Raw genomic sequence first — 24,968 nt, 5'->3', positions numbered from 1 at the left:
TTCATTCTCCCTCCAATATTTTGATAATGTGTTTAAAGTGTCTATCGACATTACTGTTTGGTTCGGGTTCTAATTTTTCATGCAATAATTTCGTTTCGTACAATGCAACACCAATGTTTTCTTCTCGTAATTCTATATTTTCTTTTTTTAATGTTTCGAACTCATTTTTAAAACGAATAAGATGGGATATGTCGAAGTCGGTAAAACTGCATCTACTTTGTCCGTTCCGTTCTAATTTAGCCAAGTCAATCAACTGATTTAAATAATATAAACTCGCATCCATTTATTTCCTCTCCTTTTAAATTTCATTTAATCTTACAATTTGCTCAAAACACTGAATCCGAAAAGTCCCTGTTTTACGGTGTTTATCGACTGTCCATATTCCGAGATTTTTTATTCCCATTTCTCTTTTTTTCTTAAAGTGTTACTTAGCATATTGTGCAAGTCATTTTTACTCCTTTGTTTTTTCGGCTTACTCTTAGTCGTCATCTGGTTCTTTCTTTTCTTCTGAATACGTTTAAGGCGTTTTATTTGTTTTCTTGCCTCTTCTGTTGTCATGACCATATTGCCTTTAATAACATTGCAAGATTTGCAGGACACGACTAAGTTATCCTCTACAAATGCACCACCTTTGGATTCTGGAAATACATGGTCAATTGATTCCCCTTCCCCACCACAGTATTGGCAAATGTAATTATCACGTTCATATACATTGATTCGTGTTACTAAGTCTTCTTTTTCGGGATTTAGAAAGTCCATTAAATATATAGTGTTTTCATCAATTATTTTAAAATCAACTTTCTCCATCACTTCTCTTGCCTTATCTTTTTCTAGTTTAAACCCATGAGTCAAATACTTTGGAAGAACATTTATTTCTTCCTTATTTTCAAATACATTTATCGGCAGCCCTTCTAAATCCATATGCCTTTTCATTCGATCAACAAATCTTTTTGCTTTGCATACATTACAAACATTCGATAACTGCTTTGGGAAATATTTATCTTCTTTTGATAAGCTACATTTTTCACAAATTCTCATCATACAGCCCCACTTATATTAAGTATTTGCCTTATATTGTACGACTGATGCTGTCTCCAATCAAATCACTCTTTTATTAAAATAGTTCCTTCTTCTATTGTTTTAATACTAATTAGTTCAGTTTTATTGTGAATATCCGCCATAGCATACTTGACAGCCTCTTCTTCTGATTTAGMGACAACAGCAACAGTGTAATAGGTATTTCGATATTCAACTTCTTGTAATTTAACTTGATATCCCTTCATCTAATTCATCCCCTCCTTTAAAAACATTATTTTATTAGCTAAATACATATCCTTCTACGGTTTTGAAATCGTATCTTCGAGGTATCCTTGGTTCATCGAAATACTCCATGTAGAAGTCAATCTTATGATGTACTAGATAATCAGCAACAAGTTTTGCTTCCCATTCGTTAATAACGTAAGCCAAATCGTCATCCCCTTGTAATGTTTCAAGCTCAGTTAAGTCAGCCACACTATCCAAATTAAATCTCAAATTAGTCCCCTCCTAATAAATCGAGCATTTTAATTAATTGTATAATTGGAAACCAATATATCCAACACTAAAGAAATATATTATAGGAACAAGCACATATGTACCTATAACTGTAATAGCTCTTTTCCATTCATTGTTTTCATTCTCCGCTGCCATCATCAATACTGCAATAAGACCAACTACTATCCAGATATAAATTGGTAAAGCCACTCCCCAAAGTGAAACTGTCTCATGTTCAAATGTCCAAAGGAATATTTCTCTGATCCAGCTATCAACTTTTTCGTAAAGTGTCATCATTCTACCCTCCCTTGACCCTCTATTTTTGGGGATTTATTTTTCTTGATTAACATATAAATTCTTTATTTTATTGTTATTTTCATTATAATTTATTTATATGCTAGAAGCAAACGATAAATCACTATTTGTCAGCTTCTTCTACCTCTTTTTTACTAAGTGCATCAGCAATCTTCTTTGCTTCGTCTTCCATTACTTCAATCTGATCCTTGGTTAATACCGTAATGGACTTCTTATATTCATTCCAGCTTGAATTTGTCATCGCTGTTATACACCTCCTGAATTCATAACTTATTATATCATGTTCAAAAGTGTAGCTCAAGTTTTAATTTTCTGTTATTGCGTTTTTGAATATTAATATTCAAATCACTCAAACTTTATTATTCTATTATTCATTTTTTCGAAATGTGTAGGACAGTTTCTTGCACCCTGTCCAGACACCCTTCATATACTGCGACCTCAGCTTGTAAAAAAACCGACTGTTATATGAAACTCGTGTCTTAACTTAAATTTCATAGTGGTTTAGATGGCTGATTTTTAAAATTTGATTAGCTCACTATGCTTGTCTAAATGTCTAGGAGCATTTAAACTCTCATCCTATTACTCTGTTTCGCAATCTTCAGCAGCGACAATCTGAAAATCCTCCACTGTTAACATGCATATTCCGCCAAGCATGTTCTTCAAGGATAGATTGATTTCCGCTAGGAGTAAAGGATCGTATTCTGTAATCAATGTTTTTGCTGATAAGTTTGATGTACATGTGATGATATACTGCACTGATGACATGTAAATGACCCCCGTTTACGAACAGTTGTTCGCTTATTTTATCCAATTGTACTCCTCAGCAACTCTTCTGTCAACTCATCCTTTTATCTGAAAATTGTGCTTATTCTGATAAAATATTACCATAATCAGTAAATCAATAATACAAATGTCTTATTTACATTAATAATTTATCCTTCATTGGTATTAATTTGTCGAATAAATAGGACAAGAGGACGTATCATTTTTAGATGTCAAGTTTTGTCAAAGTTGTTATAATAGAAGGGTAGTCTTTTTCAGACTACAGAACAGCAGACTGTCCGTACTTTTGAGAAGGTGCTGGACAGTCTGTCTAAACCTCTTGCGCTTCTTTTAAATCTTCTTTGACTAGCTCCGCCATGTAGTCCTTAATATTGACATCTAGGGTAGCACACTTGATCTTCAATTTCAGGTGTGTTGCTTCGTCGAGTTCAAATGACACATTCTTAATTTTCAAAACAATTTCCTCCTGTCCTACGAAAAAATCTTATCATGTTATGATTTTTTCGTCAAGAATTATCTTCCATATTATGTTTATCTTGTCAAGTATTAATGCTTGATTGCTTGATATATACATTCTTTTTGCATTCTCGAACTCATCAATTGCGCCCCTATCAAGAAGTCAAAAACAAGCTACATATCCTCATAATTTATTTATTACTCTTAGCCAACACATTTTCAGCTATTCCAGCTTGAAAAATGAGTGACTGTTATATGTGTTTTGGTACTCTAGTTGAATTTACTTAATTAAATCGTATGAGTATAAATTTTTAAATTGATCTGTTTTAAGCAACAATTTGATTACGTTAGTATTTCTATTTTCGTATTTGTCTACTCTTGTCATAGATGTATCAAACTGATCTCCAATTTCGTGTAAATGTTCCTGCTTGAATTCTCCATCTCTGTTATACAATTCGTTAGCCATGTGCATCATTCCTGATACTTGGATATCTTTAGATTTTAAATATTTTAAGTTAAATACTTCTTTATAAATTTGGAATTTACGATTTACGAAGAACAGTGTTAGTGCTCCTTCTTGTTTTCCTCTTGTTGTTTTCTTCATAATGAATTCTGAATCCAAGAACTTACTTGTACTTTGTCTGTCATTTTCAGCATGACCATTCTTGTTGTAATATTCTGGTGCTGCATCTGCTTTGTGTAATGTGTCATATAAGTATTCGGAAATCTCTATTGTGCGACTTGATCCATCTTTTTGATATAGTGTAGCGAAATATTTTCCATCTTCTTCTTTTAAGTCTTTAGTTCGTAAGTTAAGGATTTCAGAAAACCCTTCTCCACTAATTCCCTCAAATAAAGCTAACAATACTGCTCGATCTACATAGTTTTCTAATCCTTCACACATACCTAAAATTTGCTGTCTGGTGAATGCTGATTGTTTATAGGTGGCTACAAATTGTTTAGACCATTCTAATTTACTTTCTAATCCTGAAAGTGGATTAATGTTGCTTCCTACATAGCCATTTTCAATAGCCCAATCAATATATTGTTCAAACTTTACTGCATGATTATAAGCTGTATTTGCGGATGAAACTGATAATGCTTTCATAACATCTGCTATCTCATCAATAGACATATCATATAAGTCTTTTTTATAAATTTTCTCTTCTGTCTCTTTTGCTGCCATAAATGGATATGCAGTCAATTTTCTAGTTTCTGGATGCTGTATTGTATTTAAATATTCAATTTTAATTTCCCCATTGTAAAACTTCTCTGCGTTTAACATTTATGTTTTCTCTCCCTATTTTTTCTATTTTTGTATTTTCTTATATTATATTCTCTATTTATTTAATTAAACCTCTAAAGTATTTACTTATTTTTATTTCATCAATCTGATTGTTAATTTTTCCATCTTCTCTAATTATGGTTAAGTCTTTCCATAATGGATTATCTATTTTGAAGTTTACATCATCTAATATTGTTTTTATTTTGTCAAACTCTATATTTTGTTTTTTCATTTCTGCTGCTAATCCAATATATCCCGAAAACATTCTATTGTATGCCATAATTGATTCATTTTGATTTCTTGATTCTAAGAACTCTTGCGGATACAATCCGATCAAGTATTCAAAGAAAGTTGTTAGATATTTACCAATCTGTCTTGCTTCTAATAAAGTATCCATTGGAAATTCTCTGTCTATGGAATCTGCTAATACTCTGTAGCTTACTAATTCTCCTGCTGTTATATTCATTCTTGAAGATGAAGTTGTAACACGATCACGCAACTCTGATTCTGATTTCAAATGTTGTACTACTGTATCTGCAAGTCTGTTCTTTTCCAGTTCTTGAATTCGTGCAGCAGGAATAGGTGTCGCTTTCGCCAATTGTGCTTGATATTGTTGAGCTTGAGCAGTTGTATAATTTGAAATCATTACTACAAATCTAAAGTTTAAGTCTGGATTTTCTGCATATGCTTGTTGACTCGCTAAGCATCTGTGATAACCATCTAGAATATCTAATCGTGTTCCATCATTAATTGTTAGTACATTCTTTTTACCATTGTATTTTAATTCTTCTCCTGTTTCAGATGTCTGTGTTGCAGCGTTGAAAGCTAATGTAGTGTGAATTAATTGATCTTTTAATAACAATTCTTTAATTTCTTTAACATTCTTCTTATAGATAGTTGGTTTAAATATTACTTTATCTTTACGTTTAACTCTTTGTGCTTGACGTTGAATTTCATAGTTATAATTTAGCTTTTTAGATTTCATTAATTTCGCAATAGTTTCAATATCTAATGAAGCAACATACAAGTTGTTTCCAATGTGAATTACGTTTTCAATATCAAGTGGGAATATAATTTCTTCTTCTCCATGAGTTAAAATGTAATCAAATTGTTTAGCTTCTTTCATCTCATGTTCAGTAAAGTAATTATCTGTATTAAATTCCTTTAATCCTGTTTTAACATAGAATTGTTCTGTAAATAAAGCTAATTCTCTTACATCTGCTTCAGCTAATATCTCAGGCTGTGAAAAATAATACTCTACTCTACCTTCAGCAATTCGATACTTTGATAATTCTTCTTTAATTTCTTTAACTGCTTTCTTATTATTTGAAATAAGTGGAATATTCGATACAATTTTTTCAATAAGTTCAGCTCTATTTTTAGCCATTTGTTATACTCTCCTTTATAATTTGTTATCTACATTACATATATTAACATTATATTAACTTTTATTGTTTTAAAAATCTATAAGAGTTTTTGGTGTCTTTACAGAAAGTGTAGCATATCTTGTCGAAAAGTGTCGATACTTTCTAGCTATTTGTTACTTTCTTGTAATTTTAGATTTAGAACAAACAACATTTCTTTAGTCATATTCTTAAGTGTTTCCAGTAAAACCTCATGTGATACTTCTTTATATAGATTATGATTTAAGTTGCCTTCTAATGAATAATATCCAGTCATTTTTGTTTCTTCTTCTTGTAGATAAAGTTGAGTAGTTGTTAAATGCTTATGTTTACCTTTCTTCTGAGCATCTGTTATTGATCCTGTGATTCGATAAGTGTTAGTTACTGCTGTTTTTTTGAATGAGTGGAAAGTGTAATTTCTATCCTCATGTTTAAACTTGTATTTAAATCGTGCCATCATATCTGTAATGTTCTTTTTAGTTAAGGTAAATACTTTCTTCTGTCCTTCCACTTTAAGTTGTAATAGCTCTTCGTAGAATGCTTTGCTAATTGGCTCTAAATACTTCACATTTCCCTTACCTACACCAGAAAGATACACTCTTTCACCATCAGGTTTAAATTGTGACCACTCTAATTCACGTAATTCTGATTCACGTAGCCCAGTGTCAATTGCTGTTTTAATGATGAGTTTCTTCTCAAGTTGCTTGTTCTTTTCATGTTGTGTTGCTTCTAAATATTGTTCAGCGATTTCCATTGGGATTGAATCATAAGAGTTAGGATTATTCTGTAGGTTTTCAATTAGTTCAAAGAATGTTAAGTCTGATTGAATTACCTTCTTTGCATTTAGATTCTTATACAAAGACTTAATACTAATTGAATGTCGATTAACTGTACTGTTGGATTTCTTACTTAGTCCATTTAAGAAAGAGTTAAATGAATCATAATCCAAAACCTCTAATTCTTCTGCTGTTATAGTGCTAATTGATTTATCATATACATCTGATAAGAAACGCTTAATGTCTCCTCTATAGCTCTTAGATGTATCTTCTGATCGCTTGCTTCTTTCAAATAGAAAATCTTCAATTGCTTTACCTGCCTTGGTTTGAAATTGTGTTACTGTTGCTAAGTTAGTCATTTTAATATACCCCATTCCTTTCTTATCTGTCTGTTATGTTGATTTATGATTTCTTTCTTATTAACGCTAATCATCTTGTATTCGCTCCCTTAGATAAAGACATGATTTGTAATTTGTGTCAGCTCATGCTGCCTCATGTCCTTATCCAAGAGAACGAATGTTCCAAGACTGTATTGTCTTATAATTCGTTCTTCTGTACATTTAGTTTACCACACTCTCTGTTATTTTAAACCCCTTTTCTTAATTAATTTATAATTTATTTATAACTATTTTACATGGCTTCATTCGTGATGCTTCAATCTCTTCTGGAGTCTTATATTGTAGTGTATGCTGATTTTCCAAATGTGATACCCACTTTCTTATAATTGTTTAATTAAGTTTAATTATTATATGATACATTATCAATGAAGCGATTTGTCATTTCTTCTCTCATGTGTTCCACTAAATGATTGTACATATGATTGTTCATGGATTCATCTTGTCGCCCAAAACACTCGTTATATACTTCTAATAGCTGCATATCCTGATCCAATGACAGGTGATACTTCTTACCTTTTAGTGCTAATTCATAAAGCTCTACAAGTTGTTTGTTACTCATGTCATAAACGTTCATCTGGACATTCCTTCTTTCTATAATTTGTTGTTACTTATAATAATAAATTATAACACAAACAATGTCAATAAAAATGGAAACTAATAGTTAATTAATTTCCATTTAAAACAGTTCATTTATTTGCCTTCTTTAGTGACCACTTCGGCAATATGCAAAGCAATGACACACTTTTCTTTTTCTAAATGGTCAAATTCCTTTTCAATTCGATCCTTAGCGGTATCATTCTTGTCCTTGAATGCCTGAAGATATTCTACTCCTTTTGTTGATAATTGCTTTTCTTTATCTTTATATAGGCTAAGTATTTCAAAGAATGATTTACCTTTCATCGCTACACCAATATCGTGCATATCCCATCCGTTTAAATCTAGTGCCATTATTTCTTCATCTCCTTTGAATGTTATTTTATAATATATTTATTTAAGTATTAGTGAAAGAAGTCATTCCTCTTCCACATACAATCCTTCTTTAAATGCTGGACTGTTAAATGTCTTTATTACACTCGCAATTTTACCTTCATGTACTTCAGGTTCTTTTTGATTGTCTATATATACACTAAACCGATAAGAGTCTTTTGAAGATTTTTTGATTGTTGAATATCCGTCATTTTGATCAAATCTGATTGTTGCACCATTTCTTAGCTCTTTCATTGCTTCAGATGGGTTAAGATATATCTTCTTCACTTGAATCACTCCTTAGTGCCATTATACAATAAGCTATCTAGTACCGTAAAATGTTAGTTTTATTTCTTAGTTTGGTTGGACTATGCGTTATTAGTCATGTCGCAGTTTATCCTCATTCCATTAATTACTTTTGTGCTTTGACCACGCATCAGCATTCCTTTTTCTCCGTTTCTACCTTTTGTAAATACAACGGAATAATCTCTGTTAGGCAATCCTAGCAACTTCAAAACATCTTCGTAAGATATCTCTTCTTTCTCAAAAACAAAATGACTACCATTTACAACTACCATTTTCTTATCACTCCTTTTGGTTCTACTGACTATTTTCCAAATCCATGTATGGATCTTTCCCCTGTTTAATCCTCATCTCATTGATTTCCAATGTTTCTTCTTCAATACAAGGTGGGCAATATCTAACCCACTCAGAAGTCTCTCTTCCGCAATTCATACACTCCAATACATCATCCTTTCTAAATTCGCTTTTTATTTGATGACTTCAATTGTAATTTTCACATTTAATCCTTCAAAATCAAGAAGTTCTTCAGTAAAATATGAGTTGTTATTTATTTCTAAGTCCCCATATTGTGAGTAATAGCTTCCACATTCAATTTCTCTCATGTACACTTTTCCTTCAAATACAGCTATTTGATTCAGAAGATATGATTTATCTAATTTTGTTGCAGGTACATACTTTTTCATTGTCTGCTCCCCTTCTCCAAATAAATTCCTGATTTTATCTCATCATGTTATTAATCATATGAAATGCTCTCATATCAACTACTGCAAGTGCTAAATCATCTGTTCTCGCTCTAAGTCCTTCAAGAGTATCGAAACAATAATTAGCTTCCCAATAAGGAAAGTATTTATCATTGTATTTATAGAATTTATTTCCCTCATATTCCTCAACAAAGAATTGACTCTTCACTTCTTCAAAGTGTGATTCTGCACAATCAATACATGCTCGACTTGTTTTTGTGTCTGCTATTCCTCTTAAATATCTCATAAGGAAGACTGACTTTAATTCTTTTTTACAACATGGGCAAGTTCTCATCTTTAATTGAATTTCTGCTTTTTGCTCTTCAGTTAGTTCTTTACGTTTATTGTTCATCTGTTTCCCCCTCTCCCTATGCTGCTACAAGTTGCTCCATTGCTGATTTCATTTTCTCAATTTCCTCATCTAATTCCTCAAGTCGATAAATAATAAGCATGGTTACATATTCGTTTGATGTTTCATATTCAAGCAGATCATTCATTTCCTCTTCTAATGCTGTAATTGCTTCGCTACATAGTTCAAGATTGTCGAATGAACTTTCTTCTAATTTGTCGTAACTCATTCCATCATCCTCCACTTTGTTTTATAATTCATTATATGTTTATAATTTATTAATGATACAGTTTATTTATATTCTCTTAGCTTATCTGTAATTGTATTTTTAGTTCTTCCATAAAATAAGCTGTAAACATTAAGTCCTCATTGTGATACACATGTGAAATATTGAATGCTGCTGTAATACTCTTTCCTTCATTCATTAACAATGAAACTTCAGTTGCTTTTTCTTTGGCTTTCTTCTTCATTTGACTTAGTTCATAATCGTGAATTGTGGTTAACGCTTCAAATCCTTGTTGTATCGATGTCATATAATTACTCCTCCCCATTTAAAAACCTTGTTTTAGTTGGTTACTTGTTTTTATGTTCATCTAAGTCAGCAATAGCCATCTTTAACAATTGAATTGCATTTGATTTACATTGCTTATCTAAATTGTCGCCACCATTCACGCTTATCATGGCTACATTAGCTATAATTTCAACTAACTCACTTTGTATTTGTGGAATTGGTTTACGCATTACTAGTCCCCCTTATAATTTATTATCGCTTAAAACATTTATTTTATTTGAACATTAGTTTTGCTAATTATCACTTACAATGAATGCCTGTTAATAAAAGATTTTACTTCTGAAACTTCCCAGATTTGTTCCCATTCTTTAATAAGTTGATTATCTATACGATTAAACTCAATTACATTTCCATTTTTAATTAAGCGATCAAGATATGAACCATGATATAAAATATCAATTGCATAAAAATTTCCTTGAGCATCTTCAACAAAATGACCATTTTTAAAATAGCATAACTTCAATTTTTTACTTTCAAGTTCCTCAACTACATTTTTAAAATTTATCACAACAGTATTTTTCATTTTCTTTTCCTCCTATGGAATGGTTTTTTGTTTTATTTATTATATTCAGTGTATCATAATGAAATTCATAATACAACTATAAACTTATAATTTATTTATTCATTTTTTTATGTATGAGCTGTTCGCCAACTCTTTAGTTGTACTTTATTACTGACACTATATATATACATTTAATTCACTTCTTTGGTCGAATTGTGAAGCTAATTTGCTTTCTTAAAATCAGATGAAAGCCTAACGCCATTTTCAATAGCAAAAGTCATGCACTCAAAACAAACCAATTTGTTACTCACTTTATCCATAAAAACAAAAGGACTTTCTTTATGACAATTCTCACAACGGTACATTTTTTATTCCTCCTTTACAGTACAATTTGTGTCTGCTCTCTGATATTAAAATCGTCATTTTACTTGCTGTAGCATTATCTATTTAAAGTATCATTTTATTGATACTTTTCTTTACATCAATCCCAAAATTCATTATTAAAATGCTTTCTCCCATATTCCTTTAAAGCCTGAAGTTTCTCAATCATCTCATCAATATCGCAAATGTGAATGTATTGAGAATTTTCACCTGTCTTATCTTCACTAGGCTTAACTCCATTTAATCCCATTGAATAGTCAATGCATCCGTCCCATTTGAGAGTAACCTCATCATATCCATACTCTTCATCTTCCAATACAATATTGCTGCTACCTTCGTAAACTTTAACTTTTTTAAACATATTGTCATCTCCCTCCATTACAATTTGTCTTAATCATTTTGAAAGCACATCTATTTTAATAAGGTACTCTTCTACTGTACTAATACCCTCAGTTTTTTTATAATAATTAAAATTAGCATAGTGATTTTTACATAATCCTTTTGCTCTCACGGATTTTTGACACTCATCAACTATACAAACTTTTCCTTTAACGCTTTCTCTTTCGAGTTGAGCAATAGGAGTACCATGTATTTTTGATCTGGTGTAATGTAGATTGCAAAGACCTTTAGTGCGAGCAGTTTCTTCGCAGTCCTCAACAGAACACTGTTTTCCTTTATTTTTAAAATGAACGTCTGTCGTTCCTGTCTTTCTTTTTCTTCCATAATGTTTAACACATAACCCTTTTGCTGTGGTAGGAATATCGCAACCGTCAATAGTGCATATAGGCTTAGAGTATGCTTCTGTTGTTCCTCTTCTTAATAGCTTAATATAGTGCTTATTGCATAATCCTTTTGTTTTGATAATATTTTCACATCCATCAACTGAACAAGTTTCCATATAACCCACTCATTTCTTTTCTTTGTGTAAACCTTACCATTAAAAATCACAAAAGTCAAAACAAGTGTATTAAATATATAAATATTATAATTCACTTAAACATCTGAAGTACAGCATGTTTTTATATAAAAAACTATTTTACTTACAGTTTTCTTCACAATACTTATCCCAACAGTCTTCGCATAGATCACATTTCACAGCAGCTTACCCCTTCCCTTCTAACAATTGAATCTTGCCATAAGAAACATATTAATAACTTCGTCCATTCTAAGACTATAGTATTTTCCTCTTGTATCCCAATACTCAATTGGTTTATCTGCCAAAGACATACTGTACCAGTCAACTAATTGTATAAAATCAGTGATCTTCCCATGCACACCTTTGACTGAATGATACTTTACTATTCTATTTTGAATATCCTCTACTAAATGAGGAAAATCTTTAGTAATACTGTCAAATCTCTGACTTAAATCATTTGTGACATGACTTCTTGTGGCTTCATTCATTACCCCTTTCAAAGCATTGTCAATACTACATACTTTATCAAGTAAATTGTTTGCTGCTGTAACATTGTCCACTATAGTACCTCCTTTTGTTATTGAGTAAAATCAGCTTTTTATCATGTGTTGTAAATACTTAACCATTTCACTTTTAACTGCCATTAATGCCTGTTCTCTTCCATGACCAAGTTCGACATGTGCAATTTCGGTTGCAATTCTTTGATAAAATACAGATGGGATACTTTTTCCTATTAATCTCCATCTACTTATACCCTTGTTTTGACTGTGAGTAGACCAAAGATTATTTAACACATAATCAAAATCTTTTGCAATTTCGATGATTTGTTTATTTCCTTTAAAATCAAGTGAATTAAATTGGTTCATTTCACACCTCCATTGATTAAAAGTCGCATTTTATCCGACAATTTTGTTGAACTGTGTGGTTAATTTTCCTGTAAATCATTCAACAACTCTCTTCCAGTCTTTTTGGGGATTTCCCCCTTTTCCATCTGTTCGATTTGCTTATATCCATTTACCTTAAATTGTTCAAACTCTTTTTTCGTTTTATAAAATGTAGTAAATTCTACCTTGCAATTTGGATAGTGAAGAGAAATTACTTCCTTGTTTTTATTGTTATACATCTCGCTACTTTCCTGCGTCTCATGGATTGCTTCTTCGCAATAATGGCAATTCATTCTAATCACCCCTTACTACTTCTTCAATATCTCAATTAATTCACCAATACTATCAATAAACTATAATTTATTAATTTTTATTTTCCTTCTTTACAAAGGTCTCATTTTAAATGACTTCATATCCTTTTTGGCATTTTCGACATTGTACCCACATTCCATTTGCTGTAGGTTTTGCACGAAATTCATCGTCATAAATTGTACCCGTTAGATCAACATATGTGTCATGTACTTCACTATGATATTTATTTCCAACATTATATGATTTAACGTTGCCACAATCACATTCTAATGTAATTGAAATCTTCATTTAACATTCTCCTTTATCAAATAAATTCAACATTTTATTTTATTTTATTTCACTTCTTGCTGCTTACTGTCAATATGTTTCATCATCTCCTCCTTTCTGCTATATCGAATCAATCTAATCTTAATCAAATTGATGATAGAAATAGTCAAACTTATCTTCTTTTTTAGCCTGTGAATGGTAGTAGTTTGCCCAATAGTTCATTGCATGAGTAATCGCTTTTTCATTAAAAGGTATATGCACTACCTTTTTTCCTTTCAAAGGTGTCGGACATAAATTATCATCAATTCTGTTTTTCTTGTTTATATTTACAGCAATAATTGGTATATCTAATTTTAGAGCCTGTTCGATTTCCCAGCCAACGAACTATGATGATTTTTAGTCCTTTCGCCTATTAAAACAACCATTAATTTTGTATTATTTAATCTTTCTCTAAGTTTTCTTTTTATAGCATCTTCTCCACTAAAGTGCATTATTATATTAAGTTCATGTGCATTAAAGAAATTGAAATCAAATTTATCGTTTTTATCCCACATTTTTAATGTGTTATAATAATTTTTGTCGCTATCATACTCAACACATACATATACTTTATTTCTATAAGCCATATTTTTTCAACTCCTATTCTTGTTTTGCTTTTGGTAGTGAGCTGGTAAGTAGTAATGTTAAAAATAAAAACACATTTATTGTTTGTGATAATGCAACAATCTTGGAAATATCCGATTCTTTTTTTAAGTAGCCCATATCCATATTGAAAGCATTTCCAATTGCGCTTATAATTGAAGCTGCTATTCTACTACTTTCTTTGTTAATCAAAGAGAAATGCTCAGGTGTCATTATTAAGTAAAAATAGCTATAACAAAGCATCATAAATATAAATGATATAATAAAGCTAACAAATCTCCTTCTTGCCCTATGGATAGTTTGAAATCTTTCTAGTATTACGTCATCGCACCAAAGATGATAGTAGAAATAAGTAAATACATTTGAAATCAGCAAATACCAAACTGCTATTTGCACTACAATTGATGAAGTGTCTATGTAAATAATAATGACTATGAATAGAAATTTTAATAATATAAACAAGTCAATTGCAATATTGCGATTTCTTCTTATTTTTACTTTTTGTGTTACTTCAGATCTGTTCTTATAGTATTTGACTGTTATGAATTCAGTTATCTTTTTTATTAGCTCCACAACATTTAGGTAGTAAAGCACTTTTATAACTTTGTAAATAAATGGATAGATTAATCCATTGTCTATACTGGTTTCTCTTCTTCTTGGGCTACTATACATAACTCACCTCTTTTGTAATCGGAAAATCTCTCTTTGAATGGAATTTATCATTCCCCCTATGCTTTTTTGACACTCTTATTGTATTACAAAATATTACAAGATGCATCTGAATTTTCCATGTTCTATTTTAACCGATTTTAAATGTAACAATTTTATCTTTAGAACAACTTTCACATTGATGCGTTTCTCTTTTAAAGCCACTTTCCTTATCAAGTTTTCTAACAATAATATTTACCTGCTGTCTGGTTTAATATTGAGAGTTTCTGACATGCAATCATCACAGTATTTATTACCATTAGATATGAAGTCTGCTACTAGATCAGTATTTGTCATATCCATTTCAGCTCCTTCTTTAGTATGTGTGATCTTTGCCTAAAGTTTTAACAATGACTTATCAGTTTGCATCGTAATTCCTTCGCCTTCACCTTCCAAAACCACTACCTCAACCAACTTTTCATTTAATTCTTTCACAATCATCACCTTGTCACCAGCTCTGTATTTATACGCTTCTTCACCTCTACAGTAAATTATTCCATCTTTATTAAATTCTGATTTAATCATGTGATTCACTCCTTAATTTTTATTCTGATCGTATCATATTAACAAATAAAGTAAGATCTTTATTGGGTAATTTTCACATACTCGCCATTACTGTAGATGAATTTTCCTTCTTTCACAAATAGAGGGCTATCCCAAATTTCATCGTGATTTTTAATATCCTTAATGCTTGCCAGCGGATCAGAGCTTTTTGTCCAAGTTCCATAAATATAATCTCCTTTTTCATTTCGATGAACAAACACTTCTCTTGAGTCTTTAATGATTCTTTTCATTTTGTATCGCTCCCTTTTCTTCTTATAATTTATTGTATGCTTTCTTAACTTTATTATACCACCGTTAACTACGTTGTCAAACATTTTAATTATAATTTATTATCTTTTAGTTTTAATCAAATTATCCCTAACAATATTATTCCCACTATTATCCCTAACCACATTCACGCTACCTTCAATCAGCTTATTAACCCTTCCATCCATAACAGTCGGCATTGGATTAATACTCTTCCCACCTTGTCGCACTTCAAAATGTAAATGTGCGCCTGTCGATCGTCCAGTATTACCACTTTCAGCTATGATATCTCCCACTCTAACTTTATCACCTGCTGACACATTCCAATCGCTTAAATGACCATAAATGACTAATCGACCATCTGCTGTTCTAATTTGTACTGATTTGCCATATCCAACTTCTCCTGTATCACGTACCCTTTCTACTGTTCCATCGACTACAGACTTCAATGGTGTGCCTTCAGGAATCACAAAATCTACTCCTGTATGACCGTGTGGATGTATGTGAGAGACATTTCCGAATGCTGCTGATATATCCCACATTGAATATGCACTCGCTGGATCAGATAAATATGTGATTGTGACTGATAAGAGGGCTACCCCTAACAGTACAATTCTGATTAACTGTTTCCCATACATTTTATAAATGACTTTAATTCTGTGTTTCCAATTCATTTATTCATCTCCTCATTTGATTGCTATAATGAAATTCTTTATGACATTATATGAGGATTGAAATGAATGGTTACACTTTATGATTAATACTTATAATTTATTCATGTGATTAGTAAATGTTAGCTGCAACATACAGACACATGATGAATACTAATCCGTATGTACCGTAAAATGTGAATCTGTCTGACATTGTAATTTCTTCTGGATCATCTGATAAAAAGTAATAATCAAGTTTGGCGAATAATTTCATATCAAAATTCCTCCTCAATCAGATTATTAGTGACTGTAATATCCATATTTCGTAGCCACGTTTTCACGGTGCGTAACAATGACTTGCCCATTGTGATTGCTTCTTCCTTCTGACAAGTATCGAATGTATGTGTAACCTCATCAGAAATTAAAGCTCCATCATTGGCGAATAGTAAAACGACTAAATCATAATTGTCATCGTCTGAATAATGCTCTAAGCGTACCATTGCATTGAGATGAGTTTGATCCTTAAGATAATCAACCTGGCGTAATAATGACTGTTTGACTAATGATAACTCTTTGTATTCTGCCAATGCGAACAACTCCATTTCTGATTTAAGTATTATAATTTACTTATTTAGTATTTTTATTCTGACTTAATCTATGTACGTTCTGATCAGATATTTTACTCTACATTAGATATCCTACAAAGAGAGTGAACATCTTTTTATCTAATGCAGCTAAAACACCTGATGCCGTTTGTTTCTGCTTTTCTTATTAACATCTTACCATCTATTATATCCATTCGTCAAACATAAAATAACTAAATATTATAATTTATTTATAATAAGAAATCCTGTTGCCTACCTATGATTATACAGGAAGCTTACAGGATGTAAAGAATAATTTTTATTAAATTATAGTTTATTTATAAGACTAGTTGTTCTTCTTAAAACATTAAGCTAACATCTTCATTTTGGTTATCCAAGACAATCTGTGTTTTGTTCATTTTTACTGTCTCAACCAACTTATCGTATTCTGCATGGTTAACTAATTCAATAAAACGTATTTCTGCAATACTCCAAGGATCAGCAAATCCACTGTTGTTTTCCAGTTGCTTAATTCTGTTTGTTGCTATCTGCATGAATTTTTCTTCTTGTTTAGTTGGCTTTCTGAATTCTAATGATGCTTTAGTTTGAATGTAAATGAAATAGTCATCTTCATTAGGATAGATATTGTACCCCTGTTCATCTTCATAAGTTGAGAAAATTGTAATTGCTTCAGCTATTGCTTCACTATAGTCTTTCTTATTGAACATGTTTCTAACATCGAATGACTCATCTTTAGGAATGTGTTTTCTGAATTTGATATTCGCTACTGATTCCTCATACTTCAATGTTTGAATGGTTTTTTCATCTTGCTCAAATGGAATTACACGATAGGAATTGATGTCTTGTACTTTTTGTCTAACTTCTTCATCATTGATGTAATTTCCGATGTTTCTATATATAATTTGATTCTCTACAGCTTTATTAATTCTGCTTATGGCTGTTTTAGGTGTGCAATTTAATATTCTCGCCCATCTTGCATAGCTACAATCGAATGATCCTTTGTGATGCCACTTAGCTACATTAATAAAAATGAGAAAATCTAAAGTATTGTCAAATTTATTTACAGTTGAATGCTTAACTGTTGTATACCCCTTGTAGTCATAATTAACAAATGAAATCCTGATACTTTCATTGGACTTAAAGAGAATTAGCTCTTCACCATCAAAATTTACAATTTGAATTATCCCTTTAGTCTTCAATGAGAACAAGCTATCAGATATTGCCTTAATATTCTTATCCTTCTTACTGTAAAACTTAATCATAGCCATATCAGATAATAATGATACTGTTGTTTTAACTTCATTTGTAATACTTTTCTCCATATACAATAAAGCATAAAGGTAAAGTTCATCTGCTGTTAGCTGCGTTTCCATATCTTCCTCAATTAGATAATTAGGAAATAGAATAAATGGTATTACTGTTTCTTTAGTTGTCAAAATAATATTCTCCTTTTTTAAGTAAATGAATTTATTGTTCTGATTAATATTTGCTTTTTTAATTCAAGCTTTATGTTTATAATTTATATTTTTAATTTATATAATGTAAACTATAACAAAAGAGGTGCAAATTACCCCTCGTTTTTCTTACTATTAGGAAATTTGAGGTGTAGTTTACCCCTCATTTAGATTTATTTGAGGTGTGTTTTACCCCTCTATTTTCATTAAACTCCTGTAAGTCTTTCTTTAATTCATCGTTCATCTCGAATAAATGGAACAACTTCATTGTGTCTCGGTGGATAGCTTTAGTAATATACTTATGATTTCTCAAAATTAGAAACGTGGATAGCTTCTTGCTGTAACAGAAAAAGTATTTACTTTCAGTTGATTCAATTATCATTATTCTTTTACCTTCCTTCGCTTAGTATTAATTTACTCTTATATTATTAAATCGACATGTATATACACCAGCTTTCTAGGAGACAAAAAGAACCCCCTACTACTTTATATATACATATTTTCAAGTTTTATCAACCAAAAATCGGAACTTTTTAAAATAAATTTATAATTAATTATTATCCTTAAGTAACTGCATATATCCTCTTTCCAATTGATTCATCGTGCTCCCTTTACCTATCATACTCTTCCACTTCTTAATGATACTGTATGGGATTAAATCAAAACCGTTTGTTTTGTTGATTTGTGTAGCTAACCTGACAGCCTTGAATGGATGTTCCTTTGATAATAAGTCGATGAGGATATCATATGACTCCTTTGTGAATGGTGTGTTTATGTAATCTGATGGTGCTTTGCTGATGTGTAAATGTGATTGCTTGATGTGTGAATTTGTAACGTATGAGTTGAATTGTAATACTGCTGCTGACACTATGGTAGTCCCCTTTGTGTGTGTATGTAGGTATGTAGGTATGTATTGATTAATATAATAATAAACTATAAGTATAATATGAGTCAATGATTAGTTTTATGATTGGATGTGATTAAATAATTAATTGAGTGGATATACTTATAATGCTGCTGTTCTAATTGAGCTGGAGGCAATACACTGTGACCCCTTCAGCTCGATTTCTTTCTAAAACATCCCGCTTGAAAAAGTCATTACTGTTATGGCTCGTTTGAGAAATGCCCTATTAGAGTTGCGTGTGCGTGGCTCGGTGCGTGCGTGGCTCCAAAACTTTCAGCTCTAATTTTGGATCGCTGTTATATCGACTTCTAGTTTTTCTCTTTATTTAGAAGTAAAATATAAATTATCAAGAAGGGAAAGACTTTTTATTTCTTTTCTGTTCTATATGACAATAAAAGAAGCTTTTTAATGGATCAGTATATGCACCATGTAATTATGGTTTAAACCATTGATACAATAGGCTTTGCGTGTGCTTATCTGAGTGTATAATTTGAGTTTCTTCCTATTATATAGCGTTTATTGTATGACTCTTTTCGTGCTGATCTGGTTAATGGTACAACGAATCATAATAAAGGCTACAAATGAATTAGTAAATTATAATCACAAGGTTGAACATATCGCATATAATGAACTATAGACAATCAAACAGAGAAAGAAGGAATATGAAATGTTAACTATAACCAATGTAAAGCACCAGAAAAGAATGTTGATGAATTCATTTATGGACATGAGAAATTTAAGCAAGGATGAAAAAGCAAAAGTAAAAGAACATAATAAGAATGTATCGTATGAATTGGATCAGCTTGAAAAGTACGATAGAAAAGTTGTAATGGTTTAATGGAATTAAAAGTATTATAAAATTAAATTAAAATTATTTAATAAATTATAATACAAAGTTGTTGTATTTTATAAACGGATAGCATATAATAAAGTATAAGCAAAAAAGGAAATAACCTAACTGAATAATTCTTTAACGGTTAAGTATTCGCCATAACGATCATGAAAATGATAAGAGCGTACCAAGTTGAAAAATTATTCAGTTAGGTTATATTAAACTAAATCAAACCTTGGAGGAATTAAAATGACAACTATCGAACAGGCAAATAACACAATTAAATTAAATGAGCTTATTGAAGGCAACTTTAAAAAATACCATATTCACACTGATACTGGAGTACATGCAGTTAATGCACAATCCAAGTCAGAAGCTAGAAATTATTTAAACAGTGTTTTAGGTCATTGGGATTTTTATAGAGTGGAAACTGTAACAACTTATGGTGAAAATTAAACAAAGTCGAAACGGCTGCAAAGCCGTCCTAACATTGTGTGTTAGCTGATGAGACTAAAAGAAACGGAGTGGATCAGATGGAAAACTTAAAAGCAATTAAAGTTTACGAAATCTTTGACCATATGTACATTAACGAAAATGAAGCAAAGGAAATTGAAAAAGAATGGTTTCCTAAAGATCAAGTGAGAACACGCTATATAATTCTGGATGAAGAGGAATTGCAATTCTTCATTAAAGAACATAAAGGAGTTATGGCAAGCGTTTATAGTTATGAAACGGAACATGAAGCAAAACAAGCGATTGAAAATGAAGAGTATTAATAAGTAAATAAATTTTAAACAAAAAGGAGAAATGAAAATGAGAAAAGTAAATATTAAAGAAATGTTTGGTAAAGAATTGAAAGAGCTAAAATTTTTAACTAATGATACTTCATTAATTGAAGCGATCGACAAAGAGTTGGCAGAACGTTTTGACACGTTAAACGCTATGGACAGTGCAATAGGTTATAAATTTTAAAAGTCGTCAAAGCGACTATAAAAAGGCATTAAGCTTTGAGCGTGATACACTCCAAAAGTGTATCGGTTGCATTACATAATAAAAATACTATTTTAATGGAGGAAAAGAAAATGGAAATTAGATTTATTCAAGTGAATGAAGGAATGTTAAAAATAGAAAGTAACGCAAACGATAAACAATGGAAACATATTGTGAAATGGATTAACGAAAATACTAATAAGTCTATGTCAAGTGTAATCAATGAACTAAAAAGCTTTGATTCGTTTGAAATTAAAATTATCTTATAAAATACATCTTTTACATTAATAAAAAAATAAAAAATAAGAACGCTGAAAAGCGAAAAGGAGAATAAACAAAATGAAAAATTTATTCCTAGTTGTGTACTCAAGTGAAAATGAAAACGGTGAAATTTTAGGAATTTATACTAGTGTAGATTTAGCTGAAAAGCGAGTTAATGAAGTTGCTCAAGAGTTTGATTATGAATTAGACGAATTGCATATATTAGAAATTGAACCAAATGAAGATCAATCTATCTCAATCTAAAGGAGTGTAAAAATGAAAATATTTGTAGAATATAAAAACAATAACGAATTAATTAAAGTTGAATTTGATACTATTGAAGATGGTCTTAAGTTTTATAATGAAAAGAAAGAAGAAAATAATTTTATGGAATTAGTTATATATCAAAAGATTGTATTACAAGGAAACTACAAATAAAAACAGTATTGAAATTAGAGTATTAAACAAGTCGCGACGTTCCCCTTCTTCACTTCTGGGAACGTCATACATACCAGAATAAAATGAATATTTTAAAACTCTTCAAATGAATAAACTATAAACTAATTGGAGGAAAACAAAATGACAAACCAACTTTACATTGCAAACCTAGGTAAATACAATGAAGGAATTCTTCAGGGTGAATGGTTCACATTCCCTGTAGATATGAATGAAGTTGCTGAAGTGATCGGCTTAAATGCTCAATATGAGGAATTCGCTATCCATGATTATGAATTTGATTTTCCGATGACAATTAGTGAAAGTGCTGATATTGAAAAGTTAAATGAATTAGTTGAAATTATTGAAAAGAATAGTGATGTGGTTGAATTGTTTCAGCTACTACAAAGTAATGAATACGATACAGACAAAATTGCATCTGTAGCTATGAATGTATTCAGTGAATTAGATATTCAACATGATATTGTTCATGATGATGATATTGATGAAATGGTAAAGCATATGATCGAAAATGGAGACGGACATACAAGAGTGAAATATTTCTTATCAAACGCAAGTAATACAAATGAGTACCATATGCTTGATGGATACGGAAATATAGAAAGATTGACGGCTAAATATATTGAGAATGTATTGAGTGAGGATATTGACGAATTAAAGCGTGAATTAGGATTCTAATTAATAAATTTTAATTGATAGCATTGGGGAAATTGTGAGCCATCTTTCCCCTTTCCATTGAGTTAAAATTTTAGATAGCCATTTTGCAGCAGAACAATTGTGTGAAATTTTGATACAATTACAACAATTTGAGGAGTGAATTGGAATGACAATGAAGGATAGAATGATGAAAGAATGGAATGAAATGAAATGGATTGTAGGAATAACATTTTGCTTTATTGGATATTGTATTAAGTTGGCTTACGTCGGTTGATTGGTATTATATAGAATTACATAAAAATAAATTATATGAAAAGGATTGATAAATTATGAAATGGACAAATGAAGAGTTAAACACTTTCGGAATTATTAAGCGTATTAATGAAAAAGCTGAAAATAAAACAGATGAATTAATATTCCATAATGAAGGTTATATCATGCCAGAATATGTTAGCCAATGGAACAATAAGCAATCAAAAGACTTTCGTTTTTACTTTGATACAGTGAAAAGGAATATTATTGATAACTACGATTTAATCTTAAATAATGAAATCAGACAAGACTATAATAATTATTTATTGAGAAAAGAACAGTTGAAAAATAAAATAATCTTGCGTGATCTTGTAACCGTATGATTATAGTCAGCAAAACTAAACAAGATGTGAACAGTATAGAATACCTTGATCATACCAGACGTGGAAAGTATGCGTTATCAGATACAATTGAAGAAATTATGAAGACTTATGGACACGTTGAAAAGGATAAGATAGAAAAGAAAACGGATTGTGTAAAGATTGATTATGATATCTATTGGGATGATGGATTGATTAATGAGAATGAAAGCTATTCTATATATATTGTATTGGTTGATGGATGAAGTATTTAATTAATGTATATGAATGACTAAACTATAAATGAAAAGGAATGGTTAATAATGAAAAAGTATATTATAGGATTAATGTTAGTGGTGTGCTGTTTGTTTGTATTCGGATATGACAATGTGAATGATAAGAATGATAATGACCATAGCAAAGGATTAGAACATAACCAGATTGAATTGTATTACATGTATACGAATGAAGATGGTACATTCTTATTAGATGGAAATGCTGATACTGAGAATGTAATATATGTTAGTCATGATGACATGGTTGAATGGATTGGATCAGACTATGTGAATGAGTTGCATCATGGTAATAAATTGATTGGGACATTTGATGATGATGGTTGGGAATTGGTTGGACTAACAACTAAATATTAGTAATGAATGAGCGTATCAGATATGATTGTCTGATATGCTTTTTGTTTGTGTGCTGATATGATGTGTGTATGACATTGTATGACATGTAAATTGTATGAGTCGTATGATGTGTATGATTAGATATGAATGGATAGTAATGGATCAGATAGAATTATCATGTATAAGGTGAACGGCTGCACATGTAGTTATTGATACTATATGATATGATGATATTATTATAATTGATTAGATATGAGATGATTAGATATAACCAGATGAGTGATAACATTGTAGAGTAATTGTAGTTACGTTGAAATGATTATATATGATTAGATGATATGAAATAACAATTGCAATATGCAAGCATTATATATAATGAATATGATAAGTGTGCTATTATACGTAAGTTGTATGAGTTGTATGAGTTGTGTGAATTGTGTATAAGTAATGGATCAGATGTAACCAGATGGATAGATAGTGAATAGATGATGATGGAATATAGATGGAATATAGGTGCTTATCATGAGGTGAATGAAAATGAATGTGATTGAAATGTGAATGATATAATTGTGGATAAGTTGTGGACAATATTATAATAATTGTAAGTTGCATATATAAATAATTATGAAAAGTTTAATTAGATTAAACAATTATATAATACTGTATGACATACATTATACATGTAGTATTGAAAACTATATGATGTGACATGAAGCTAACTTCACATAAGTGCTGACACATGAGTTACCTGTTATATATCGAATAGAACAGATACATATAGATATAGTGGTATAGTATGAAAATTAAATTGTGTGAAAAAGCTGCACAATTATAGATTGATGGTTGATTAGATTAGATAGATGGATCACACGATAAAAGAGAAACTTTATTTGATGATTGATTGATAAAATTAGATGAATAGTTGATGTAAATCAAGTTTAATGAGTGTATGGTATCATAATGAATATTATAATACTGTTGGAAACGTAGGGAAATCAAGGGTAAATGAATAGGTTGAATAGTGGATGACGGGGGGATGATTTCAGATATATAGGTTGCAGCATGGTGAAATAAATCCCTACCTAGTCTATCCATACACTCTGTTTAATTTTCACTCTCTCAATATAATTATCCTCAAATAATATTATTTTTTCATCTCATCTTGTCTCATCTCATCCATATAATCCAATAGTCCTACTCATCTCTTCTATTCACCCCTTTTCCTCAATTTCCCCTCTCGAAATCCCACTCGAATCAGTCCGAGTCAACCCTATGTTTTCCCACTATTTCATCACCCTCAATTTTCACATTTTCATCTCATTCATCCCATTTCATCCAATTTATCCCCACTCAACTCCCAATTTTCCTATATCCATCCGACACGCAGCATACTCACCTATCATCTCCCTAGTCACATCACACATTCCAACTCAATCATCACATCGTATCAATCCCCAATTTTCCTATCATATTTCCATTCTTCCAGCATCAATTTTCACACTTTTATCCTTCTCACATCAATCCTACTCGACATCAATTTTCATTCACATCGCGTCTAATTTAGCTTCGAGTCCATATTTCAATCCCACCAAATCAGCATCAAATTGTCACCCTAATCA

Annotated in this window: 46 protein-coding genes; 10 read left to right on the top strand and 36 right to left on the bottom strand. The window is 30.8% G+C overall.

The window, feature by feature from the left end; translation table 11 throughout:
- Position 1: 1 nt before the first annotated feature.
- The 36 genes from AC1DSB_RS00515 to AC1DSB_RS00340 all read right to left on the bottom strand — a co-directional run bounded on the left by AC1DSB_RS00515 (position 2) and on the right by AC1DSB_RS00340 (position 18,877).
- Positions 2-283, bottom strand: coding sequence for a hypothetical protein (locus AC1DSB_RS00515; RefSeq protein ID WP_477585398.1), 282 nt, complete (start codon positions 281-283; stop codon positions 2-4).
- A gap of 110 nt (positions 284-393) precedes the next feature.
- On the bottom strand, positions 394-1,038 hold the full coding sequence (locus AC1DSB_RS00510; protein ID WP_477585396.1) for an HNH endonuclease: 645 nt from the start codon (positions 1,036-1,038) through the stop codon (positions 394-396).
- Between the two features lie 65 nt (positions 1,039-1,103).
- A complete protein-coding gene (locus tag AC1DSB_RS00505) occupies positions 1,104-1,283 on the bottom strand; it encodes a hypothetical protein (protein ID WP_477585394.1) in 180 nt (59 codons plus the stop codon).
- Positions 1,284-1,317: 34 nt separating this feature from the next.
- A complete protein-coding gene (locus AC1DSB_RS00500) occupies positions 1,318-1,533 on the bottom strand; it encodes a hypothetical protein (RefSeq protein WP_477585392.1) in 216 nt (71 codons plus the stop codon).
- Between the two features lie 33 nt (positions 1,534-1,566).
- Entirely contained in the window at positions 1,567-1,827 is a 261-nt protein-coding gene (locus AC1DSB_RS00495) for a hypothetical protein (RefSeq protein WP_477585390.1), read from the bottom strand.
- Positions 1,828-1,951: 124 nt separating this feature from the next.
- Complete coding sequence (locus tag AC1DSB_RS00490) at positions 1,952-2,089, bottom strand: hypothetical protein (protein ID WP_477533134.1); 138 nt, start codon at positions 2,087-2,089, stop codon at positions 1,952-1,954.
- Positions 2,090-2,427: 338 nt separating this feature from the next.
- Entirely contained in the window at positions 2,428-2,613 is a 186-nt protein-coding gene (locus AC1DSB_RS00485) for a hypothetical protein (protein ID WP_477533133.1), read from the bottom strand.
- A 328-nt stretch (positions 2,614-2,941) separates the two neighbouring features.
- Complete coding sequence (locus AC1DSB_RS00480; RefSeq protein WP_477533132.1) at positions 2,942-3,085, bottom strand: plasmid partition protein ParG; 144 nt, start codon at positions 3,083-3,085, stop codon at positions 2,942-2,944.
- A gap of 282 nt (positions 3,086-3,367) precedes the next feature.
- The gene (locus tag AC1DSB_RS00475; protein WP_477533131.1) at positions 3,368-4,372 is read right to left on the bottom strand and encodes a phage lytic cycle repressor MrpR family protein; all 1,005 of its coding nucleotides are present in this window, start codon (positions 4,370-4,372) and stop codon (positions 3,368-3,370) included.
- 58 nt (positions 4,373-4,430) lie between these two features.
- Positions 4,431-5,759 (bottom strand): DNA sulfur modification protein DndB, encoded by a 1,329-nt coding sequence (locus AC1DSB_RS00470; protein ID WP_477585388.1) that lies wholly within the window; start codon positions 5,757-5,759, stop codon positions 4,431-4,433.
- Positions 5,760-5,905: 146 nt separating this feature from the next.
- Entirely contained in the window at positions 5,906-6,910 is a 1,005-nt protein-coding gene (locus AC1DSB_RS00465; RefSeq protein ID WP_477585386.1) for a tyrosine-type recombinase/integrase, read from the bottom strand.
- Positions 6,911-7,289: 379 nt separating this feature from the next.
- Positions 7,290-7,523: a hypothetical protein gene (locus AC1DSB_RS00460; protein WP_477585384.1), complete on the bottom strand. Its 234-nt coding sequence runs from the start codon at positions 7,521-7,523 to the stop codon at positions 7,290-7,292.
- Positions 7,524-7,639: 116 nt separating this feature from the next.
- A complete protein-coding gene (locus AC1DSB_RS00455) occupies positions 7,640-7,897 on the bottom strand; it encodes a hypothetical protein (protein ID WP_477533099.1) in 258 nt (85 codons plus the stop codon).
- A gap of 63 nt (positions 7,898-7,960) precedes the next feature.
- Complete coding sequence (locus AC1DSB_RS00450; RefSeq protein WP_477585382.1) at positions 7,961-8,203, bottom strand: hypothetical protein; 243 nt, start codon at positions 8,201-8,203, stop codon at positions 7,961-7,963.
- Between the two features lie 80 nt (positions 8,204-8,283).
- Positions 8,284-8,493, bottom strand: coding sequence for a multiubiquitin domain-containing protein (locus AC1DSB_RS00445; RefSeq protein ID WP_477533101.1), 210 nt, complete (start codon positions 8,491-8,493; stop codon positions 8,284-8,286).
- A gap of 192 nt (positions 8,494-8,685) precedes the next feature.
- Entirely contained in the window at positions 8,686-8,901 is a 216-nt protein-coding gene (locus AC1DSB_RS00440; protein ID WP_477585380.1) for a hypothetical protein, read from the bottom strand.
- Between the two features lie 34 nt (positions 8,902-8,935).
- Positions 8,936-9,310, bottom strand: coding sequence for a hypothetical protein (locus AC1DSB_RS00435; protein ID WP_477585378.1), 375 nt, complete (start codon positions 9,308-9,310; stop codon positions 8,936-8,938).
- A gap of 16 nt (positions 9,311-9,326) precedes the next feature.
- On the bottom strand, positions 9,327-9,536 hold the full coding sequence (locus AC1DSB_RS00430) for a hypothetical protein (RefSeq protein ID WP_477532977.1): 210 nt from the start codon (positions 9,534-9,536) through the stop codon (positions 9,327-9,329).
- Positions 9,537-9,612: 76 nt separating this feature from the next.
- The gene (locus AC1DSB_RS00425) at positions 9,613-9,840 is read right to left on the bottom strand and encodes a hypothetical protein (RefSeq protein WP_477532976.1); all 228 of its coding nucleotides are present in this window, start codon (positions 9,838-9,840) and stop codon (positions 9,613-9,615) included.
- Positions 9,841-9,880: 40 nt separating this feature from the next.
- Positions 9,881-10,048, bottom strand: coding sequence for a hypothetical protein (locus AC1DSB_RS00420; protein WP_477532975.1), 168 nt, complete (start codon positions 10,046-10,048; stop codon positions 9,881-9,883).
- 74 nt (positions 10,049-10,122) lie between these two features.
- Complete coding sequence (locus tag AC1DSB_RS00415; RefSeq protein ID WP_477532974.1) at positions 10,123-10,401, bottom strand: hypothetical protein; 279 nt, start codon at positions 10,399-10,401, stop codon at positions 10,123-10,125.
- Positions 10,402-10,861: 460 nt separating this feature from the next.
- Complete coding sequence (locus AC1DSB_RS00410; protein WP_477532973.1) at positions 10,862-11,122, bottom strand: hypothetical protein; 261 nt, start codon at positions 11,120-11,122, stop codon at positions 10,862-10,864.
- 33 nt (positions 11,123-11,155) lie between these two features.
- Positions 11,156-11,659 carry a hypothetical protein gene (locus tag AC1DSB_RS00405; protein WP_477532972.1) on the bottom strand — a complete coding sequence of 168 codons (504 nt, stop codon included), beginning with the start codon at positions 11,657-11,659 and terminating at the stop codon, positions 11,156-11,158.
- Positions 11,660-11,877: 218 nt separating this feature from the next.
- Entirely contained in the window at positions 11,878-12,237 is a 360-nt protein-coding gene (locus tag AC1DSB_RS00400) for a hypothetical protein (RefSeq protein ID WP_477532971.1), read from the bottom strand.
- A 30-nt stretch (positions 12,238-12,267) separates the two neighbouring features.
- Complete coding sequence (locus AC1DSB_RS00395; RefSeq protein ID WP_477532970.1) at positions 12,268-12,543, bottom strand: hypothetical protein; 276 nt, start codon at positions 12,541-12,543, stop codon at positions 12,268-12,270.
- 59 nt (positions 12,544-12,602) lie between these two features.
- Positions 12,603-12,854 carry a hypothetical protein gene (locus tag AC1DSB_RS00390; protein ID WP_477532969.1) on the bottom strand — a complete coding sequence of 84 codons (252 nt, stop codon included), beginning with the start codon at positions 12,852-12,854 and terminating at the stop codon, positions 12,603-12,605.
- Positions 12,855-12,960: 106 nt separating this feature from the next.
- Positions 12,961-13,161, bottom strand: a complete 201-nt coding sequence (locus tag AC1DSB_RS00385; RefSeq protein WP_477585376.1) for a hypothetical protein — start codon at positions 13,159-13,161, stop codon at positions 12,961-12,963.
- A 332-nt stretch (positions 13,162-13,493) separates the two neighbouring features.
- Entirely contained in the window at positions 13,494-13,766 is a 273-nt protein-coding gene (locus AC1DSB_RS00380; protein WP_477532962.1) for a TIR domain-containing protein, read from the bottom strand.
- Between the two features lie 13 nt (positions 13,767-13,779).
- Positions 13,780-14,454 carry a hypothetical protein gene (locus AC1DSB_RS00375; protein WP_477532961.1) on the bottom strand — a complete coding sequence of 225 codons (675 nt, stop codon included), beginning with the start codon at positions 14,452-14,454 and terminating at the stop codon, positions 13,780-13,782.
- Positions 14,455-14,826: 372 nt separating this feature from the next.
- Positions 14,827-15,015, bottom strand: a complete 189-nt coding sequence (locus tag AC1DSB_RS00370; RefSeq protein WP_477532960.1) for a hypothetical protein — start codon at positions 15,013-15,015, stop codon at positions 14,827-14,829.
- Between the two features lie 59 nt (positions 15,016-15,074).
- Positions 15,075-15,284, bottom strand: coding sequence for a hypothetical protein (locus AC1DSB_RS00365; RefSeq protein WP_477532959.1), 210 nt, complete (start codon positions 15,282-15,284; stop codon positions 15,075-15,077).
- Positions 15,285-15,383: 99 nt separating this feature from the next.
- Positions 15,384-15,974, bottom strand: coding sequence for a M23 family metallopeptidase (locus tag AC1DSB_RS00360; RefSeq protein ID WP_477532958.1), 591 nt, complete (start codon positions 15,972-15,974; stop codon positions 15,384-15,386).
- Positions 15,975-16,083: 109 nt separating this feature from the next.
- Positions 16,084-16,224, bottom strand: a complete 141-nt coding sequence (locus AC1DSB_RS00355; RefSeq protein ID WP_477532957.1) for a hypothetical protein — start codon at positions 16,222-16,224, stop codon at positions 16,084-16,086.
- 1 nt (position 16,225) lies between these two features.
- Positions 16,226-16,537 carry a hypothetical protein gene (locus AC1DSB_RS00350; RefSeq protein WP_477532956.1) on the bottom strand — a complete coding sequence of 104 codons (312 nt, stop codon included), beginning with the start codon at positions 16,535-16,537 and terminating at the stop codon, positions 16,226-16,228.
- Positions 16,538-16,893: 356 nt separating this feature from the next.
- Positions 16,894-17,991, bottom strand: a complete 1,098-nt coding sequence (locus AC1DSB_RS00345) for a hypothetical protein (RefSeq protein ID WP_477585374.1) — start codon at positions 17,989-17,991, stop codon at positions 16,894-16,896.
- Positions 17,992-18,559: 568 nt separating this feature from the next.
- Entirely contained in the window at positions 18,560-18,877 is a 318-nt protein-coding gene (locus AC1DSB_RS00340) for a hypothetical protein (protein ID WP_477533395.1), read from the bottom strand.
- Between the two features lie 703 nt (positions 18,878-19,580).
- Between AC1DSB_RS00340 and AC1DSB_RS00335 the strand changes: the two genes are divergently transcribed.
- The 10 genes from AC1DSB_RS00335 (at position 19,581) to AC1DSB_RS00290 (ending at position 23,370) form a co-directional block, all read left to right on the top strand.
- The gene (locus tag AC1DSB_RS00335) at positions 19,581-19,751 is read left to right on the top strand and encodes a hypothetical protein (RefSeq protein ID WP_477585372.1); all 171 of its coding nucleotides are present in this window, start codon (positions 19,581-19,583) and stop codon (positions 19,749-19,751) included.
- Between the two features lie 243 nt (positions 19,752-19,994).
- The gene (locus AC1DSB_RS00330; RefSeq protein ID WP_477533405.1) at positions 19,995-20,201 is read left to right on the top strand and encodes a hypothetical protein; all 207 of its coding nucleotides are present in this window, start codon (positions 19,995-19,997) and stop codon (positions 20,199-20,201) included.
- Between the two features lie 77 nt (positions 20,202-20,278).
- Positions 20,279-20,521, top strand: a complete 243-nt coding sequence (locus tag AC1DSB_RS00325; RefSeq protein WP_477533406.1) for a hypothetical protein — start codon at positions 20,279-20,281, stop codon at positions 20,519-20,521.
- Positions 20,522-20,558: 37 nt separating this feature from the next.
- Positions 20,559-20,717: a hypothetical protein gene (locus AC1DSB_RS00320; RefSeq protein ID WP_477533407.1), complete on the top strand. Its 159-nt coding sequence runs from the start codon at positions 20,559-20,561 to the stop codon at positions 20,715-20,717.
- 110 nt (positions 20,718-20,827) lie between these two features.
- Positions 20,828-21,004: a hypothetical protein gene (locus AC1DSB_RS00315; RefSeq protein ID WP_477585371.1), complete on the top strand. Its 177-nt coding sequence runs from the start codon at positions 20,828-20,830 to the stop codon at positions 21,002-21,004.
- 70 nt (positions 21,005-21,074) lie between these two features.
- Positions 21,075-21,260 (top strand): DUF7336 domain-containing protein, encoded by a 186-nt coding sequence (locus AC1DSB_RS00310; RefSeq protein WP_477533469.1) that lies wholly within the window; start codon positions 21,075-21,077, stop codon positions 21,258-21,260.
- Positions 21,261-21,272: 12 nt separating this feature from the next.
- On the top strand, positions 21,273-21,434 hold the full coding sequence (locus tag AC1DSB_RS00305; protein WP_477533470.1) for a hypothetical protein: 162 nt from the start codon (positions 21,273-21,275) through the stop codon (positions 21,432-21,434).
- Between the two features lie 141 nt (positions 21,435-21,575).
- Positions 21,576-22,130 carry an antirestriction protein ArdA gene (locus tag AC1DSB_RS00300; protein ID WP_477533374.1) on the top strand — a complete coding sequence of 185 codons (555 nt, stop codon included), beginning with the start codon at positions 21,576-21,578 and terminating at the stop codon, positions 22,128-22,130.
- A 308-nt stretch (positions 22,131-22,438) separates the two neighbouring features.
- On the top strand, positions 22,439-22,744 hold the full coding sequence (locus AC1DSB_RS00295) for a hypothetical protein (RefSeq protein ID WP_477585369.1): 306 nt from the start codon (positions 22,439-22,441) through the stop codon (positions 22,742-22,744).
- Positions 22,745-23,043: 299 nt separating this feature from the next.
- A complete protein-coding gene (locus AC1DSB_RS00290; RefSeq protein WP_477533333.1) occupies positions 23,044-23,370 on the top strand; it encodes a hypothetical protein in 327 nt (108 codons plus the stop codon).
- The last annotated feature ends 1,598 nt before the right edge of the window (positions 23,371-24,968 follow it).

Source organism: Paenisporosarcina sp. P4_E4_2 (assembly GCF_056401595.1).
Note: the sequence above shows the minus strand (reverse complement) of the source record. Positions and strands in the feature narration are given on the sequence as shown.